Genomic DNA, 16,541 nt, shown 5'->3' with positions numbered 1-16,541 from the left:
CCTCGTTTATCTTTTGGTTTGGTCGCTTAAAGCATAACACTGGAGGGAGTAGGTGTTTTTGTGTTATCTAAAAAGGCCTAAAACTTCCAGCGTTGAAGTACTCTTCAACACCAAAAATTTTAGACCCCTTTTTTTGGCCAAGTTCGGTCATGTCTTCGACGCTTTCATTGGTGCGTGACCCCTTGACATCAATTTCAAAAAAAGGTATTCTTAATGCAATTGCATTTCGGTGCGGCCCACATGTGTTGACGATCTATTGTCCGGCAACACGCATAGCGAACCCAAGGCGCCAGCGGAGAACTTTCCGATGCGCTTTTGGGTTTTTGTTTGCCCTGATGAGGTCCGTATCGGCTGATGTAACGTAAATTTAATCTTTTTTTACCTGATATTTACGAAGTCGCCGTCCGAAAAAACTAATGAGAGGTGTTCATACTTGGCAGGACATTTAGTGAATTACGGCAAGCATCGCACGCGCCGTTCCTATTCCCGCATCAAAGAAGTACTCGATCTGCCTAACTTGATCGAGATCCAATCCAACTCATATCAATGGTTCTTAGACGAAGGCCTGAAGGAAATGTTCGACGACATCATGCCGATCGAAGACTTCCAAGGCAACTTGTCTTTGGAATATGTTGACTATGATCTTCGCGAACCGAAGTACACCGTTGAAGAAGCGCGTCAACATGATGCCAACTACGCGGCCCCATTACACGTCACCTTACGCTTGACTAACCATGAAACTGGCGAGATCAAGTCACAAGATGTCTTCTTTGGGGATTTCCCACTGATGACTGATCAAGGGACGTTCATTATCAACGGGGCAGAACGGGTCATTGTTTCGCAATTGGTCCGCTCCCCTGGGGTTTATTACAACTCTGCCGTTGACAAGAACTCCCGCATGACTTGGGGCACCACTGTGATCCCTAACCGTGGGGCTTGGTTGGAATTTGAAACTGACGCCAAGGATATTTCTTATGTCCGCATCGACCGGACCCGTAAGATCCCGATGACTGAATTGATCCGCGCATTGGGCTTTGGTGCCGATTCTGACATTATCGACATGTTTGGCGATAATGATTCTTTGATGCTCACCTTGGAAAAAGATGTGCACAAAAACACCGATGATTCCCGCACTGACGAAGCCTTAAAAGATATTTACGAACGACTTCGCCCAGGTGAACCTAAAACTGCCGACTCTTCTCGTTCGCTGTTATACGCGCGGTTCTTTGATCCAAAGCGTTATGACTTGGCCAATGTTGGCCGCTACAAGGTCAACAAAAAGCTGAACTTGAAGACCCGTTTATTAGGGCATACTGTGGCAGAAACTTTAGCTGACCCTGAAACTGGCGAAGTGATCGTGGCTAAAGACACCAAGATCGACCGTCATGTGATGGATACCTTAGGCGACTACTTGGATAAGGATGATTTCAAAACCATCACTTATCAACCAAGCGATCAAGGTGTGGTCACGGATCCAATGACCATTCAAGTCGTCAAAGTTTACTCTGAAAACAACCCTGAAAAAGTCGTCAACATGATCGGTAACGGTCATATCGACAAAAAGATCAAGCATTTGATCCCAGCTGATATCGTTGCTGCGATGAACTACTTCTTGAACTTACAAGAAGGCATCGGCTCAACGGATGATATCGATCACTTGGGTAACCGTCGGATCCGTTCTGTCGGTGAATTGCTGCAAAACCAATTCCGTATCGGCTTAAGCCGGATGGAACGTGTGGTTCGCGAACGGATGTCGATCCAAGACACCACCACGATCACCCCGCAACAACTGATCAATATTCGTCCAGTGGTTGCGTCTATCAAGGAATTCTTTGGCAGTTCTCAATTGTCTCAGTTCATGGACCAAACCAACCCATTAGGCGAATTGACGCATAAGCGTCGTTTGTCTGCCTTAGGCCCTGGTGGTTTGACGCGAGACCGTGCCGGTTATGAAGTGCGTGATGTGCATTACACCCACTATGGCCGTATGTGTCCGATCGAAACCCCAGAAGGTCCTAACATTGGTTTGATCAACTCCTTGGCTTCTTATGCCGTGGTCAACCCTTATGGCTTTATTGAAACGCCATATCGGCGGGTATCATGGGAAGATCACAAAGTTACCGACAAGATCGACTATTTAACTGCCGATGAAGAAGATAACTATGTGGTGGCTCAGGCCAACACCAAGTTGAATGACGATGGTTCATTTGCTGACGCGACGATCTTGGCACGTTCTAAAGATGATAACATCGAAACCACTGCTGAACATGTTGACTACATGGACGTTTCGCCTAAGCAAGTAGTTGCCGTAGCCACTGCCTGCATTCCTTTCTTGGAAAACGATGACTCCAACCGCGCCTTAATGGGTGCCAACATGCAACGTCAAGCGGTGCCTTTGATCGATCCTCATGCCCCATTAGTTGGGACTGGGATGGAATACAAAGCTGCCCATGACTCTGGGATCGCCGTTTTAGCTGCCCATGATGGGACAGTCGAATTCGTTGATGCTAAGCAGATCCGTATCCGCCGTGCCGATGGGGCTTTAGACAAGTACAACTTGATGAAGTTCCGTCGTTCTAACGCCGGGAAGAACTACAACCAACGTCCAATTGTCCGCTTAGGTGACAAAGTCGAAGCCGATGAGATCATCGCCGACGGCCCAGCCATGCAAAACGGGGAATTAGCCTTAGGTCAAAACCCGATCATCGCCTTCATGACTTGGAACATGTACAACTATGAAGATGCGATCGTCTTATCTGAAAAATTGGTCCGTGAAGATGCCTATACTTCTATCCATATTGAAGAATATGAATCAGAAGCCCGTGACACCAAGCTCGGTCCTGAAGAGATCACCCGTGAAATTCCTAACGTCGGTGAAGAAGCCCTCAAGGACCTCGATGAATTCGGAATCATCCGCGTTGGTGCTGAAGTCCATGACGGGGACATTTTAGTCGGGAAAGTCACGCCTAAAGGGGTCACTGAACTGTCTGCTGAAGAGCGCTTATTGCATGCGATCTTTGGTGAAAAGGCCCGTGAAGTGCGTGACACCAGTTTGAAAGTGCCTCATGGCGGCGGCGGTATCATTCAAGATGTCCGCATTTTCACCCGAGATAACGGGGATGAATTGTCACCAGGCGTTAACATGAAGGTCCGTGTTTACATCACCCAAAAGCGTAAGATCGAAGTTGGGGACAAGATGGCCGGTCGTCATGGTAACAAAGGGACGGTTTCTATCGTGGTACCTGAAGAAGATATGCCATTCTTACCTGACGGGACTCCAGTTGACATTTTACTGTCACCAATGGGTGTGCCATCACGTATGAACATCGGGCAGGTCTTAGACTTGCATTTAGGCATGGCGGCTCGTAACTTAGGCATCCATGTGGCCACACCAGTCTTTGATGGGGCCAATGATGAAGATCTGTGGGCTACTGTTAAAGAAGCTGGCATGGCCAGCGACGGCAAGTCGATCCTTTATGACGGCCGCACTGGGGAACCATTTGAAAACCGGGTATCTGTCGGGGTCATGTATTACATGAAACTGGCGCATATGTCCGCTGATAAGCTCCATGCCCGTTCCATCGGACCTTACTCCTTAGTGACGCAACAGCCATTGGGTGGTAAAGCTCAGTTTGGTGGCCAGCGTTTCGGGGAAATGGAAGTTTGGGCCTTGGAAGCTTACGGGGCTGCTTACACCTTACAAGAAATCTTGACTTACAAGTCAGATGACGTGGTTGGACGGGTCAAGACCTACGAAGCCATTGTCAAAGGCGAACCGATTCCAAAGCCAGGCGTGCCAGAATCATTCCGCGTGTTGGTCAAGGAATTACAAGCCCTTGGTTTGGACATGAAAGTGCTCGACCAAGACAAACAAGAAATCGAATTGCGCGATATGGATGATGATGACGACGATGTGGTTTCGGTCGATGCCTTAGCGAAATTTGCCAAGGAACAAGAAGAAAAGAAAGCCAAAGAAGCTGCAGCGCTTGCCGCTCAAGATCAATCCAGCGACGATAACAACTAGGAGGTAGCCTTTTGATTGATGTCAACAAGTTTGAAAGCATGCAAATCGGCTTAGCCTCGCCTGACAAAATCCGTTCATGGTCTTATGGTGAAGTTAAAAAGCCAGAAACCATCAACTATCGGACTTTAAAGCCAGAGCGAGATGGGCTATTCGATGAACGCATCTTCGGACCGACGAAAGACTGGGAATGTGCCTGTGGGAAATACAAGCGCATCCGGTATAAGGGAATTGTTTGCGACCGTTGTGGCGTTGAAGTCACCCGCTCCAAAGTTCGTCGCGAACGCATGGGTCATATCGAATTGGCTGCACCAGTAACGCACATCTGGTACTTCAAAGGCATCCCATCTCGCATGGGCTTGGTTTTGGACATGTCCCCACGTGCACTTGAAGAAGTGATCTACTTCGCAAGTTATGTTGTGATCGATCCAGGCGACACGTCGCTTGAAAGAAAGCAACTGTTGACCGAACGCGAATACCGCGACAAGCGTGACGAATACGGTCAAAGCTTCAACGCCAAAATGGGTGCTGAAGCGGTGAAGGAACTGTTGAGCCAAGTGGACTTGGCCCAAGAAGTTGCGGAACTCAAAGAAGACTTGAAGTCGGCTCAAGGCCAAAAGCGGACCCGTGCGATCCGCCGGTTGGACATTTTGGATGCCTTCTTGGAATCTGGTAACGATCCTGCTTGGATGGTCATGGATGCCATTCCAGTTATCCCGCCGGATCTGCGCCCAATGGTTCAGCTTGAAGGTGGCCGTTTTGCCACGAGTGACTTGAATGACTTGTACCGTCGGGTCATCAACCGTAACAACCGTTTGAAGCGCTTGTTAGACCTCAATGCGCCTAACATCATCGTCCAAAACGAAAAGCGCATGTTGCAAGAAGCTGTCGATGCATTGATCGATAACGGTCGTCGTGGCCGTCCAGTCACTGGTCCTGGGAATCGGCCATTGAAGTCTCTTTCACACATGTTGAAAGGGAAACAAGGGCGTTTCCGTCAGAACTTGTTAGGGAAGCGTGTTGACTACTCTGGCCGTTCGGTCATTGATGTCGGCCCAACGTTGAAGTTCTATCAATGTGGCTTGCCACGTTCGATGGCGCTTGAATTATTCAAGCCGTTTGTGATGCGCGAATTAGTTGCCCGTGATATGGCTTCTAACATCAAAAACGCGCGTCGGAAGATCGACCGCGAAGATGACGATATTTGGGATGTCTTAGAAGATGTCATCAAAGAACGTCCAGTGCTGTTAAACCGCGCCCCTACGCTTCACCGTTTAGGGATCCAAGCCTTTGAACCAGTCTTAGTTGACGGTAAGTCCATGCGTTTGCACCCGATCGTGTGTGAAGCTTACAACGCCGATTTTGATGGGGACCAAATGGCCATCCATGTGCCATTATCTGATGAAGCCCAAGCTGAAGCGCGTTTGCTGATGTTAGCGGCGCACCATATCTTGGCGCCTAAAGATGGTAAGCCGATCGTGACGCCTTCTCAGGATATCGTTTTAGGGAACTACTACTTGACGATGGAACAAAAAGGCCGCGAAGGCGAAGGCATGATCTTCAAAGATGCCAACGAAGTCGTGATGGCTTTACAAAATGGTTACGTGCACTTGCATTCACGTATCGGTTTGGCGGTCAACTCCATGCCTGACAAGCCGTTTACTGACGAGCAACGCAACAAGATCATGGTGACGTCTGTTGGGAAAGTGATCTTCAACGAGATCTTACCAACGGAATTGCCATTCTTGGACGAACCGACCCAAGACAACATCGTTAACGGTGTGCCTGACAAACACTTCATCCAACCTGGTGAAGATATCCATGCATACTTGGCTGATGCCCCTTTGATCGACCCATTCAAGAAGTCCTTCTTGTCTAAGATCATCGCTGAAGTCTTCAAGACTTACAAAGTGCAACGCACTAGTGACTTGTTGGATGACATGAAGACGTTAGGTTACACCCAAGCGACCAACTCTGGCTTAACTGTCGGGGTCGCTGATGTGCCGAACTTGCCACAAAAAGGCGAGATCGTTGATGAAGCCCATAAAAAGGTTGCCACTGTTGCCAAGCAGTTCCGTCGTGGTTTGATCACTGACCAAGAACGTCATGATCGCACCATTGCCATTTGGAACGATGCCAAAGACGACATTCAACAACAACTGATCGATGCCTTTGACCCGAACAACCCAATTTCCATGATGAGTGATTCTGGGGCCCGTGGTAACATTTCAAACTTTACTCAGCTTGCCGGCATGCGTGGTTTAATGGCTGCGCCTAACGGTGGGATGATGGAAGTGCCTGTGCTGTCGAACTTCCGTGAAGGCTTGTCGGTCTTGGAAATGTTCATGTCTACCCACGGGGCTCGTAAAGGGATGACCGATACGGCCTTAAAGACTGCCGATTCTGGTTACTTGACTCGGCGTTTGGTCGATGTTGCCCAAGACGTCATTGTTCGTGAAGAAGACTGTGGCACTGACCGCGGCTTAGTGGTTTCGGCAATTCGTGAAGGTAACGAAATGATCGAGCCATTGTACGATCGTTTGGTCGGCCGCTTCACCCAAAAGTCGGTCTTTGATCCTAAGACGCATCAAGTCTTGGTACCAAAAGACACCTTGATGGATGAAGACATGGCCCAAGCCATTGTCGACGCTGGCGTTGAATCTGTCACGATCCGTTCCGTCTTCACTTGTGACACCCGTCATGGGGTTTGCCAAAAGTGCTACGGCCGTAACTTGGCCACTGGCGAACAAGTTGAAGTCGGCGAAGCCGTCGGCACTGTCGCTGCGCAATCTATCGGTGAACCTGGTACGCAATTGACGATGCGTAACTTCCATACCGGTGGTGTTGCCGGTGGCGATGATATCACCCAAGGGTTGCCTCGTGTCCAAGAAATTATGGAAGCTCGTAACCCGAAAGGTCCTGCTGTGATCTCTGAAGTTGACGGTACCGTTACCGCCATTGATGAAAACCCTGCAGAACACACCCGTGAGATCACAGTTGAAGGTAAAACGGATACCCGCACTTACTCTGTGCCATACGCTTCAAGCGTAGCCGTCGCAGAAGGTGACCACGTGGATCGTGGCGGTCGTTTGACTGGTGGCTCAATTGATCCTAAAGCCTTGATCAAGATCCAAGATTCTTTGAGCACTGAAAACTATCAATTGTTTGAAGTGCAAAAAGTTTATCGGATGCAAGGGATCGAAATCGCTGATAAGCATATCGAAGTGATGGTTCGTCAACAATTACGCAAGATCCGGGTCATGGATCCAGGCGACACTGACATTTTGCCAGGGACGTTGCTTGATATTGCGGAATTCAAGGACCGTAACAAAGATACACTGATCTCCGGTGGTATCCCAGCAACTGGTCGTCCAGTCTTGCTTGGGATCACCAAAGCCAGTCTGGAAACCAACTCCTTCTTGTCTGCGGCTTCATTCCAGGAAACCACTCGTGTCCTCACCGACGCGTCGATCCGCGGCAAGGTCGATCCTTTGGTCGGCTTGAAGGAAAACGTCATTATCGGGAAGATCATTCCAGCTGGTACTGGGATGGCGACCTACCGTCATATGGAACCAAAGACGGTTGGTGCAGTTTCCGAAAATGTCTATTCGATCTCCGATATCGAAAAGCAAATGCAAGCTGACGACGCTGCCAAGTCTGACAACTAGTCTGCCTGTGAAAAAAGGCGCCGCAACTGAAAAGTTGCGGCGCTTTTTGCGTGCAGGCGGTTATGAGATCAGCAAATACCCACTGACAAGGGCACTGGCCCAAGCTAAATGCGGCAGCCAAGGCAATTGATGCTGTTTGAACAGCAAGGCCTGAGTTATTCCACTCACACAAGCCAGCAGTAACACCCATAATAACGCCATGGTGTCAAAGCGGCTGGCCAACACCGCGATCAACCAGGCATCGGCGCTGCCAAGATATTGGGCCTTTACCAGCAGCGTAAATCCTGCGTACCAAAGAAGCGGTAGCCACCAAGGATGCGTGAGGCTATCAAGCAAGTAAACTTGCACACACCAGAATTCAAAAGGTTGTGCCGAAACGGAAGCAGTGGTGGCATCTTGATAGGCGAAGTAAGCCAAACCACTCCAAAACATCAGCGTGAAGAACATGTTAAACACTTCCTTGCAAGTTGAGGCGCGATCTCACAAATTAAACCGGGCTTTTTTCTGAAATGCTTGACATTAGCTTGGGATTCTTAGTATACTATCAAAGGTGCTTTTTTCCAGTTATTCGGGTTTCCCGAGCAGTGAACTGGGCAATCGCCACTTCGCCGTCTCGTGGGCCATTTTTTTATCAGCTAAAATGAACCGCCTGGATGTGTGGACTTGAAAAGTTAAACCAGAATCGAAAGGAGGAACCTTGAAATGCCTACTATCAATCAATTAGTACGTCAAGGTCGCAAGTCTAAAGTAACGAAGTCGAACTCTCCTGCGTTGAACTTCGGTTACAACAGCAAGAAGAAGTCTCTTACCAACACCCCAGCTCCGCAAAAACGTGGGGTGGCTACTCGTGTCGGCACCATGACACCAAAGAAGCCTAACTCAGCTTTGCGGAAGTATGCCCGTGTGCGTCTGTCCAACTTAATCGAAGTGACAGCTTATATCCCAGGTATCGGCCACAACTTACAAGAACATAGTGTTGTTCTGATCCGTGGGGGCCGTGTTAAGGATTTACCTGGTGTGCGTTATCACATCATCCGTGGGACGCTTGATACTGCCGGTGTTGACGGCCGTATGCAATCTCGTTCCAAGTACGGTACAAAGCGCCCTAAGGCTAAGAAGTAAGCAATCATTCTGGCGGCGTAAAGCCCAGATGATCGCAATTTCAGTTTAAAACACGACTTATATATAAGGAGGCAATCAGCATGCCACGTCGAGGTACTGTTTCAAAGCGTGACGTCTTACCTGATCCAGTTTACAACTCTAAGCTGGTTACCCGCCTCATCAACCACTTGATGATCGACGGTAAACGCGGTAAGGCTCAAACTATTTTGTATTCTGCATTTGATATCATTAAGAAGGAAACTGGCAACGAACCTGTTGATGTTTTTGATGAAGCCATGAAAAACATCATGCCAGTACTTGAAGTTAAAGCTCGCCGTATCGGTGGTTCTAACTATCAAGTGCCGATCGAAGTACGCCCTGATCGTCGTACGACCCTTGGCCTTCGCTGGCTGACGCAATACTCCCGTGCTCGCGGTGAACACACTATGGACGAACGCCTTGCGCGCGAGATCATGGATGCGGCAAATAACACCGGTGCGGCTGTTAAGAAGCGCGAAGACACCCATAAAATGGCAGACGCTAACCGCGCCTTTGCACATTATCGTTGGTAAGACAGTTTGGCTATTATATCCTTCATCCGTTGGCATATAGTAGCCAATTGTTTTATCCCAAAATGCGACGCTAAGCGAATTGAAAGCTGAGACGACTTTTACTCAACTGATTGCTTAGCGTCGCTCAACGTCATTTGCATTTTAAATTTAAACTCACACAACAATTGAGAGGAGAACTACTTTCACATGGCCAACAAGCGTGAATTTCCGTTAGACCGGACCCGTAACATCGGGATCATGGCCCACATCGATGCTGGTAAGACCACTACGACAGAACGTATCTTGTATTACACTGGTAAGATCCATAAGATCGGTGAAACACATGATGGCGCTTCTCAAATGGACTGGATGGCTCAGGAACAAGAACGTGGGATCACGATCACTTCCGCTGCTACCACTGCCTTTTGGAAGGATCACCGGGTCAACATCATCGATACGCCAGGGCACGTGGACTTCACTATCGAAGTTGAACGTTCCTTGCGTGTCCTTGATGGGGCCGTTACTGTTTTGGATGCCCAAGCTGGGGTTGAACCTCAAACTGAAAATGTTTGGCGTCAAGCTTCCACTTATTCTGTTCCGCGGATCGTGTTCGTTAACAAAATGGACAAGATCGGCGCTGACTTCGAATACTCTGTTAAGACGCTTCATGAACGCTTAGGCGCTAACGCCCATGCGATGCAATTACCGATCGGTGCCGAAGATAACTTTGAAGGTATCATCGACTTGATCGAAATGAAGGCTGACTTGTACGACGAAGATGCTTTGGGTTCCGAATGGGATGTTGTTGACATTCCTGACGACTACAAAGAAGCTGCAGAAGCTGCCCACAACGACTTGATCGAAGCCGTTGCTGACGTGGATGATGCCATCATGGACAAGTACCTTGAAGGCGAAGAGATCACCAAAGACGAATTAAAGGCTGCGATCCGTAAAGCCACTTTGGCTTTGGAATTCTTCCCTGTATTTGCCGGTTCTGCCTTCAAGAACAAGGGTGTTCAAATGATGCTTGACGGTGTCGTTGACTACTTACCATCACCACTTGATGTTAAGCCATACAACGCCACTGATCCTGAAACTGGTGAAGCGGTTGAATTGACTGCCGGTGACGACAAGCCATTTGCTGCGTTGGCCTTTAAGATCGCAACGGATCCTTTCGTTGGCCGTTTGACTTTCATCCGGGTCTACACTGGGACTTTGGAAGCTGGTTCATATGTCTTGAACGCGTCCAAAGACAACCGTGAACGTGTTGGTCGTTTGCTGCAAATGCACTCCAATCACCGTGAAGAGATCCCTGAAGTCTTCTCTGGTGATATTGCGGCGGCTATCGGTTTGAAGAACACCACCACTGGTGACTCTTTGACTGACGTTGACCACCCATTGATCCTTGAATCTTTGGAAATCCCAGAACCAGTTATCCAAGTTTCCATCGAACCTGACTCAAAAGAAGACCGTGACAAGCTTGACGTTGCGATCCAAAAGCTGAGTGAAGAAGATCCAACTTTCCAAGCTGAAACGAATCCTGAAACTGGCGAAACTTTGATCGCCGGCATGGGTGAATTACACTTGGATATCATGGTCGACCGGATGAAGCGTGAATTTAAGGTCGGTGCCAAAGTTGGTGCCCCTCAAGTTGCTTATCGTGAAACCTTCACCAAGCAAGCAAGCGCACAAGGTAAGTTTGTTCGCCAGTCTGGTGGTAAAGGGCAATATGGTGATGTTTGGATCGAATTCACGCCTAACGAAGAAGGCAAAGGCTTCGAATTTGAAGATGCCATCGTCGGTGGTGTGGTTCCTCGTGAATACATCCCTTCAGTTGAACAAGGCTTGAAAGAATCCATGGCTAACGGTGTCCTTGCCGGCTACCCATTGATCGACGTTAAAGCCAAGTTATATGATGGGTCTTACCATGATGTCGATTCCTCTGAAGCGGCCTTTAAGGTTGCGGCATCCATCGCGTTAAAGAACGCTGCACCTAAAGCTGGTGCCGTGATCCTTGAACCGATCATGCACGTGGAAATCGTTGTGCCTGAAGAATACTTGGGCGATGTCATGGGTCAAGTTACCGCTCGTCGCGGCCGTGTCGAAGGCATGGAAGCACGTGGTAACGCCCAATTGATCAACTCCATGATCCCACTGGCTGAAATGTTCGGTTACGCAACGACTTTGCGTTCTGCTACTCAAGGCCGTGGTACCTTCACGATGACTTTCGATCACTATGAAGCAACGCCTAAGTCTATCCAAGAAGAGATCATCAAAAAGAACGGCGGCAACTAAACTTGCCTGAGCACTGAGTCTAATGACTCAGTGCTTTTTTTTGGAATCCGAACGTTTTGCCGATCATTCACACGCTAAAGCGCAGCCTGTCATGAAAATTTCTGAAAACGTTCGGGTTTTCGTGTAATTTCATCACTGCGTCGGCTATTTTGTCCGTGACTAACGCAGAAAAACAGCGTATGATGGAGAACAGCAGAAAATCTTTGTGTACAAAAAGGAGAATTGAAGATATGTTGACTCTTGCCACTACCATTGCCGATCGTCATTTCAAAACTTGCTTGATGAATGCTGCTGGGGTGCGTTGCCAATCGGATCGCGACTTAAATGCCTTGATCAACTCCAATGCCGGCGCTTATGTGACCAAAAGTGCCACACCAGCTTATCGGGCTGGCAACCCAGAACCACGCATGAAGATGATCCCGCATGGCAGCTTCAATTCGATGGGTCTGCCAAACAACGGCTTGGATTACTACTTGGATTTCGTGTTAAAAGATCAAGCCAAACGCCCTGATGCCACGAACTTCTTGTCGATCGCTGGTACCAGCTTGGCTGACAACTTAGCCATGTTGCACCAGATCCAAGACTCAGCTTTCAACGGCTTTGTGGAATTGAACTTATCATGCCCCAATGTCCCAGGGCATCCACAACAAGGCTATGATTTTGACGCCACTAAAGAAACGCTGACAGCGATTTTTGACTTTTATCAAAAGCCGCTTGGGGTGAAGTTACCCCCATATTTTGATCTGGCACATTTTGATCAAATCGCTGAGGTGTTGAACCAATTCCCACTGACGTTTGTGACCACCATCAATTCTGTTGGCAACGGGTTGATCGTGGATTATGAAACCGAAACTGTGGCGATCAAACCTAAAGGTGGCTTTGGTGGCATCGGTGGCGCCAGCGTCAAGCCAACTGCTTTAGCCAATGTCCGCGCGTTGTCACAGCGCTTGAACCCGTCGATCGCCGTTGTTGGTGTCGGTGGGATCATGAGCGGCCGTGATGCGTTTGAACACATTTTGTGCGGGGCGTCGATGCTTCAGATCGGGACGCAATTTGGGTATGAAGGCACGAAGATCTTTGATCGCGTGGCGCATGAACTTGATGACATCATGGCGCTAAAAGGCTACACCAGCTTGGATGATTTCCGCGGCAAGCTCAAAACGCTCGATTAGTTCAGTCAAAAGGCTGGTGACTTCCTGTCGCCAGCCTTTTATAATGGGGAAAAAGGCGAAAAGAAGGCGGATTCATGACTCAAAAAACGATTTTGATCACCGGCGCTTCAAGCGGCATGGGCAAAGCAGCCACTGAATTGTTTGCCGCGCAAGGTTGGCGCGTGTTTGCTGGGGCCAGACGGGTGAATTTGATCCCCACTGGGGAAAATATTTATCCGATGCATTTGGATGTGTGCGACCACAACAGCAACTTAGCTTTTGTGGCTGGCGCTTTGACGCAGCAAACCCGTTTGGATGTGTTGTTGAACAATGCCGGCTATGGGGAATTCGGTCCCTTAGAAGAAGTGCCTTTGGCTTCGGCGCGCCAGCAGTTGGAAACCAATCTCATCGGGGCCGCCGATCTGGCGCAGATCGTGTTGCCGATCATGCGCCGGCAAGGTTATGGGCGGATCATTAATAATTCGTCGATTGGCGGGGACTTATATACGCCACTTGGTGGGTGGTATTACGTGTCCAAGCACGCGTTGAACACTTGGTCGGATACTTTGGATTCAGAGATCCGGCCGTTTGGCTTACGCTCAGTGATCGTTGAACCTGGCGGCACCCAATCCAGTTGGTTGACCATCGCGTTAGCTCACGCCAAAGCCAACCTCAAGGCGGATTCGCCTTATCGTGAGTTGACTGATGTCGTTGCTGGCCTCGCGAATAAAAGTAGCTTTATGACTGGCGCCACGTCTGAGCAATTGGCACAAGTCTTTTATCAAGCCGCCACGGCCAAACATCCTAAGCGCCGGTATTATCACGCCACGACCGATCGGCTGATGGCCAACTTTGCTCGCGTTCATCCTGAATTGTTCCGCCATGGGTTGAATCTGGCAGTGAACCTGGCATTGAAGTTGAAAGCCGACGATGACGCGCAAGCAGAAACTGAAGATTAAGCGGCCACTTTTGGGTCAAGCACAGCGCTTGATCCTTTTTTTGTGAGGTAAAACGCATCTAGGTTTGGCGGTTAAGGGGGTATAATAATGGCGAACCTTGATCGTTGCGTTACCGACCATCGTGTCGGGGAAGGGAGTCTGGCATGAACGCGAAAACACCACCTCAAAACGCTACACCAACAATGGAGACCCGGCCGCGCGAGCGCATCAGGTATTGGCTGTATTTTACCGGCCAGGCGATGGGGTATATGACCCTGACGGCTTTTTCCACGACGTACTTGATGATGAACGGCGTCAACGTCGGGGCAGTCGCCACAGCGATGTTCGTCGCCAAGCTTTGGGATGTTTTTGCCGACGCGTTGTTTGGGGTGTTGTACGACAAAGTCCACTGGCGCAGCGGCAATAAAGCTATTCCGTGGCTTCGGCTGGCCAGCTTTACCGTACCGCTGACAACGCTGATCTTGTTTTTGATCCCCAGTGGGCTGACGCCAACCATGAAGCTGGTTTGGTTTGTGATCGCCTACATCATTTGGGATACGAGTTACACCATGAGTGACGTGCCGATTTACGCGATGGTGACCAGTATGACCACGCAAGTCAACGAGCGTAATTCACTGCTATCAATGGCGCGACTGTTTGCTTTGGCGGGTAGCTTTTTGGTCACAGTGATCGGCCCAGTCCTAGTTTCTGAGCGAGTGGGGATGAGTTTTCCGCAGATGGTCGCCATTATTGCCGTCATGACGTTGGTCTTGATGTTTCCAGTGTCGGTGTTTGGCAAAGAACGGATTAAGCCAAAAGCCGGTTCGCAAAGCCATTACCGCTTCAAAGACATTGTCCACTACTTGCGTACCAACAAGTTTCTTGGCATTTATTATTTGGGCTACTTGTTTTGGGGCCTGACCCAAACGGATCAGGTGGTGAGCTTATTTACAGCCTATTACTTGTTTGGCACGGCGCTGTTTGCCACGTTGACAACGGTACTGGTAGGTATTCCGACGATCATTTTCTCGCCGTTTATGGGTCGCATCCTCAAACGGATCGATAAGTTCAAGCTGTTTTACTATAGTATGATCGCACTGGCGGTTTTGGCATTAGCGATGTATCTCGTCGGCTACCACAACAAAACGCTGTATTTGATCATGGTCGTCTTGCGCGCGATCCCGATCGGTTTGATCGGCGTGCTCGGCTTGACTTTCACGCCTGACATTGTGGAATATGGCGAGTTCAAAACGCATATCGATGCACGCGGCATTGCGTTTGCCGTGCAGTCTTTTGCTGCCAAGTTAGCGTCGATGAATGCACCATTAGGGCTAGCCGTGTTGAGCGGGTTTGGCTGGCAGGCCATTACCGCCAGCTCGTTTGCGGCACTAGAAGCCAAGAACGTCACCCAAAGTGCCAGTGCCTTGAACGGCTTGTGGGCAGTGACTGCGTTGGTGCCAGCCATCGGCGCGGTGCTGGCGACGATCTCGTTGAGTTTTTACAAGCTCAACGACCATGATGTTCAGTTAATGGCCAAAGTCAATGCCGGTGAGCTGAATCAAGCAACGGCTGAAAAGCAAATGAAGCATCAGTACTAAGTTGCATCCGAAAAAAGTGTCGCAGGGGCGACACTTTTTTGTTGCACGCAAAAACCGTCGCGACTAGTGCGACGGTTAGGCAAACATATTACAACGGTTTTTGTGCCAGGTCTTTTAGCACCTTGGCTTGAGGTTGTGGCAAGCTGCCATCGGCTTTGGGTCCGACGTTCAATAGCAAGCGACCGCGCTTTGGCCGTGCTGTCGCGATCATTTCCCGCACCTGTTTGGCGGTGATAAAGTCGCTTGGGCGGGCGGCACGATTATAGCCAAAAGAGTAGTCCATACCCCGGGTGATCTCGTAGTAATCTGGCGCGCCGGTCCAAACCGTGTGGTATTCCAGCGTGCGGTAATCGTAATATTGTGGCGTTGCAGTTTTGTGGGTTTTTTCTTGGCGCCAGTTAACGAAAGCACCGGCTGCGTTGAACAGTGGGTAGAAAGCCTTGTGGCGCATCCAAGCTGGGTAGTCGCTCCAGCGATCATCCACCATGCCTTCAGGGACGGCGGCGTAATAGTCGGCAAACAGTTGTGGCAGGCGTGGATCTTCAGGGTAGCCAATGTCGCTCCACAAAATGTCTGGGTGGTAGCGGTCGATCAGCTCGTGCCATTGGGCCCAAACGTAATCGCGGTAGCGCTTTGAGTGATCGGACCCCAATAGCAAAGTCGCGGCACTTTGAATGCGCTCATGCTTGAAAGTCCAGTCCAAAAGGCTAGAGTAATACACACCAAAGTGCATCCCGCGGGCGCGCACGGCCTTGGCAAGCGCGCCGATGAAGTCAAAATCAAGGTGGTAGCCAGGCTGGCGGGGATTTTCTACCTGCGTGTCGTACATTACAAAGCCGTCGTGGTGTTTGGTGACGACCACAACGTATTTGGCATGCGCCGCAGCAAACGCGTCGGCCCAAGCGTTAACATCGACTTGGCGCGCCGTTTGGCGAAAAGTGGTCGCAAAATCTGAGTACGGGGCATTGCCGTAGTGCTCGCGGTGGTAGTGGCCGCTTGGACCGTTCGGAAACAGCATGGAGTTGGCATACCACTCGGCATATGGCTGATGTTTGAACTGCTCATACAACGTCGGGTGCTTACCTGGGCCAGTTACCGGTTCTGGCGCAAAGGCCGGCACACTATATAAACCCCAATGAATGAAGATCCCAAAGTCGGCGGCTTCAAACCACGCCGGCGCTTGGTGGCGATGACGATTAACGGCATTCATGATGATCC

General features: G+C 49.6%; 10 protein-coding genes. 8 read left to right on the top strand and 2 right to left on the bottom strand.

All coding sequences use genetic code 11. The annotated features are described in order from the left end of the window. The first annotated feature begins 433 nt into the window (after window positions 1-433). Together rpoB and rpoC are read left to right on the top strand one after the other, a co-directional pair. Window positions 434-4,024 (top strand): DNA-directed RNA polymerase subunit beta, encoded by a 3,591-nt coding sequence (rpoB, locus tag ACKTSG_RS08745; protein ID WP_407893904.1) that lies wholly within the window; start codon window positions 434-436, stop codon window positions 4,022-4,024. Between the two features lie 11 nt (window positions 4,025-4,035). Continuing rightward, complete coding sequence (gene rpoC, locus ACKTSG_RS08740; RefSeq protein WP_407893902.1) at window positions 4,036-7,689, top strand: DNA-directed RNA polymerase subunit beta'; 3,654 nt, start codon at window positions 4,036-4,038, stop codon at window positions 7,687-7,689. Between the two features lie 60 nt (window positions 7,690-7,749). Here the strand turns inward: rpoC and ACKTSG_RS08735 are convergent, their stop codons facing one another. Beyond that, a complete protein-coding gene (locus ACKTSG_RS08735; protein ID WP_407893900.1) occupies window positions 7,750-8,136 on the bottom strand; it encodes a hypothetical protein in 387 nt (128 codons plus the stop codon). A 255-nt stretch (window positions 8,137-8,391) separates the two neighbouring features. Between ACKTSG_RS08735 and rpsL the strand changes: the two genes are divergently transcribed. The 6 genes from rpsL (at window position 8,392) to ACKTSG_RS08705 (ending at window position 15,323) form a co-directional block, all read left to right on the top strand. Then, a complete protein-coding gene (gene rpsL, locus ACKTSG_RS08730) occupies window positions 8,392-8,811 on the top strand; it encodes a 30S ribosomal protein S12 (RefSeq protein WP_407893898.1) in 420 nt (139 codons plus the stop codon). Window positions 8,812-8,891: 80 nt separating this feature from the next. After that, entirely contained in the window at window positions 8,892-9,362 is a 471-nt protein-coding gene (gene rpsG, locus ACKTSG_RS08725) for a 30S ribosomal protein S7 (protein ID WP_054717769.1), read from the top strand. Between the two features lie 186 nt (window positions 9,363-9,548). Beyond that, entirely contained in the window at window positions 9,549-11,636 is a 2,088-nt protein-coding gene (gene fusA / locus ACKTSG_RS08720) for an elongation factor G (RefSeq protein WP_407893895.1), read from the top strand. 230 nt (window positions 11,637-11,866) lie between these two features. Next, a complete protein-coding gene (locus ACKTSG_RS08715) occupies window positions 11,867-12,808 on the top strand; it encodes a dihydroorotate oxidase (RefSeq protein ID WP_407893893.1) in 942 nt (313 codons plus the stop codon). A gap of 74 nt (window positions 12,809-12,882) precedes the next feature. Then, on the top strand, window positions 12,883-13,746 hold the full coding sequence (locus ACKTSG_RS08710; protein WP_407893891.1) for an SDR family NAD(P)-dependent oxidoreductase: 864 nt from the start codon (window positions 12,883-12,885) through the stop codon (window positions 13,744-13,746). Window positions 13,747-13,889: 143 nt separating this feature from the next. Next, window positions 13,890-15,323, top strand: coding sequence for an MFS transporter (locus ACKTSG_RS08705; protein WP_407893889.1), 1,434 nt, complete (start codon window positions 13,890-13,892; stop codon window positions 15,321-15,323). An 88-nt stretch (window positions 15,324-15,411) separates the two neighbouring features. On the opposite strand, the gene ACKTSG_RS08700 is transcribed toward ACKTSG_RS08705, so the two are convergent. Then, window positions 15,412-16,533, bottom strand: coding sequence for an alpha-L-fucosidase (locus ACKTSG_RS08700; protein ID WP_407893887.1), 1,122 nt, complete (start codon window positions 16,531-16,533; stop codon window positions 15,412-15,414). Window positions 16,534-16,541: the final 8 nt, after the last annotated feature.

It is taken from the genome of Lacticaseibacillus salsurae (genome assembly GCF_045862175.1).
GTDB classification, from domain to species: Bacteria; Bacillota; Bacilli; order Lactobacillales; family Lactobacillaceae; genus Lacticaseibacillus; species Lacticaseibacillus salsurae.
The sequence above is the reverse complement of the archived record's forward strand: the minus strand, read 5'-3'. Positions and strand labels throughout refer to the sequence as shown.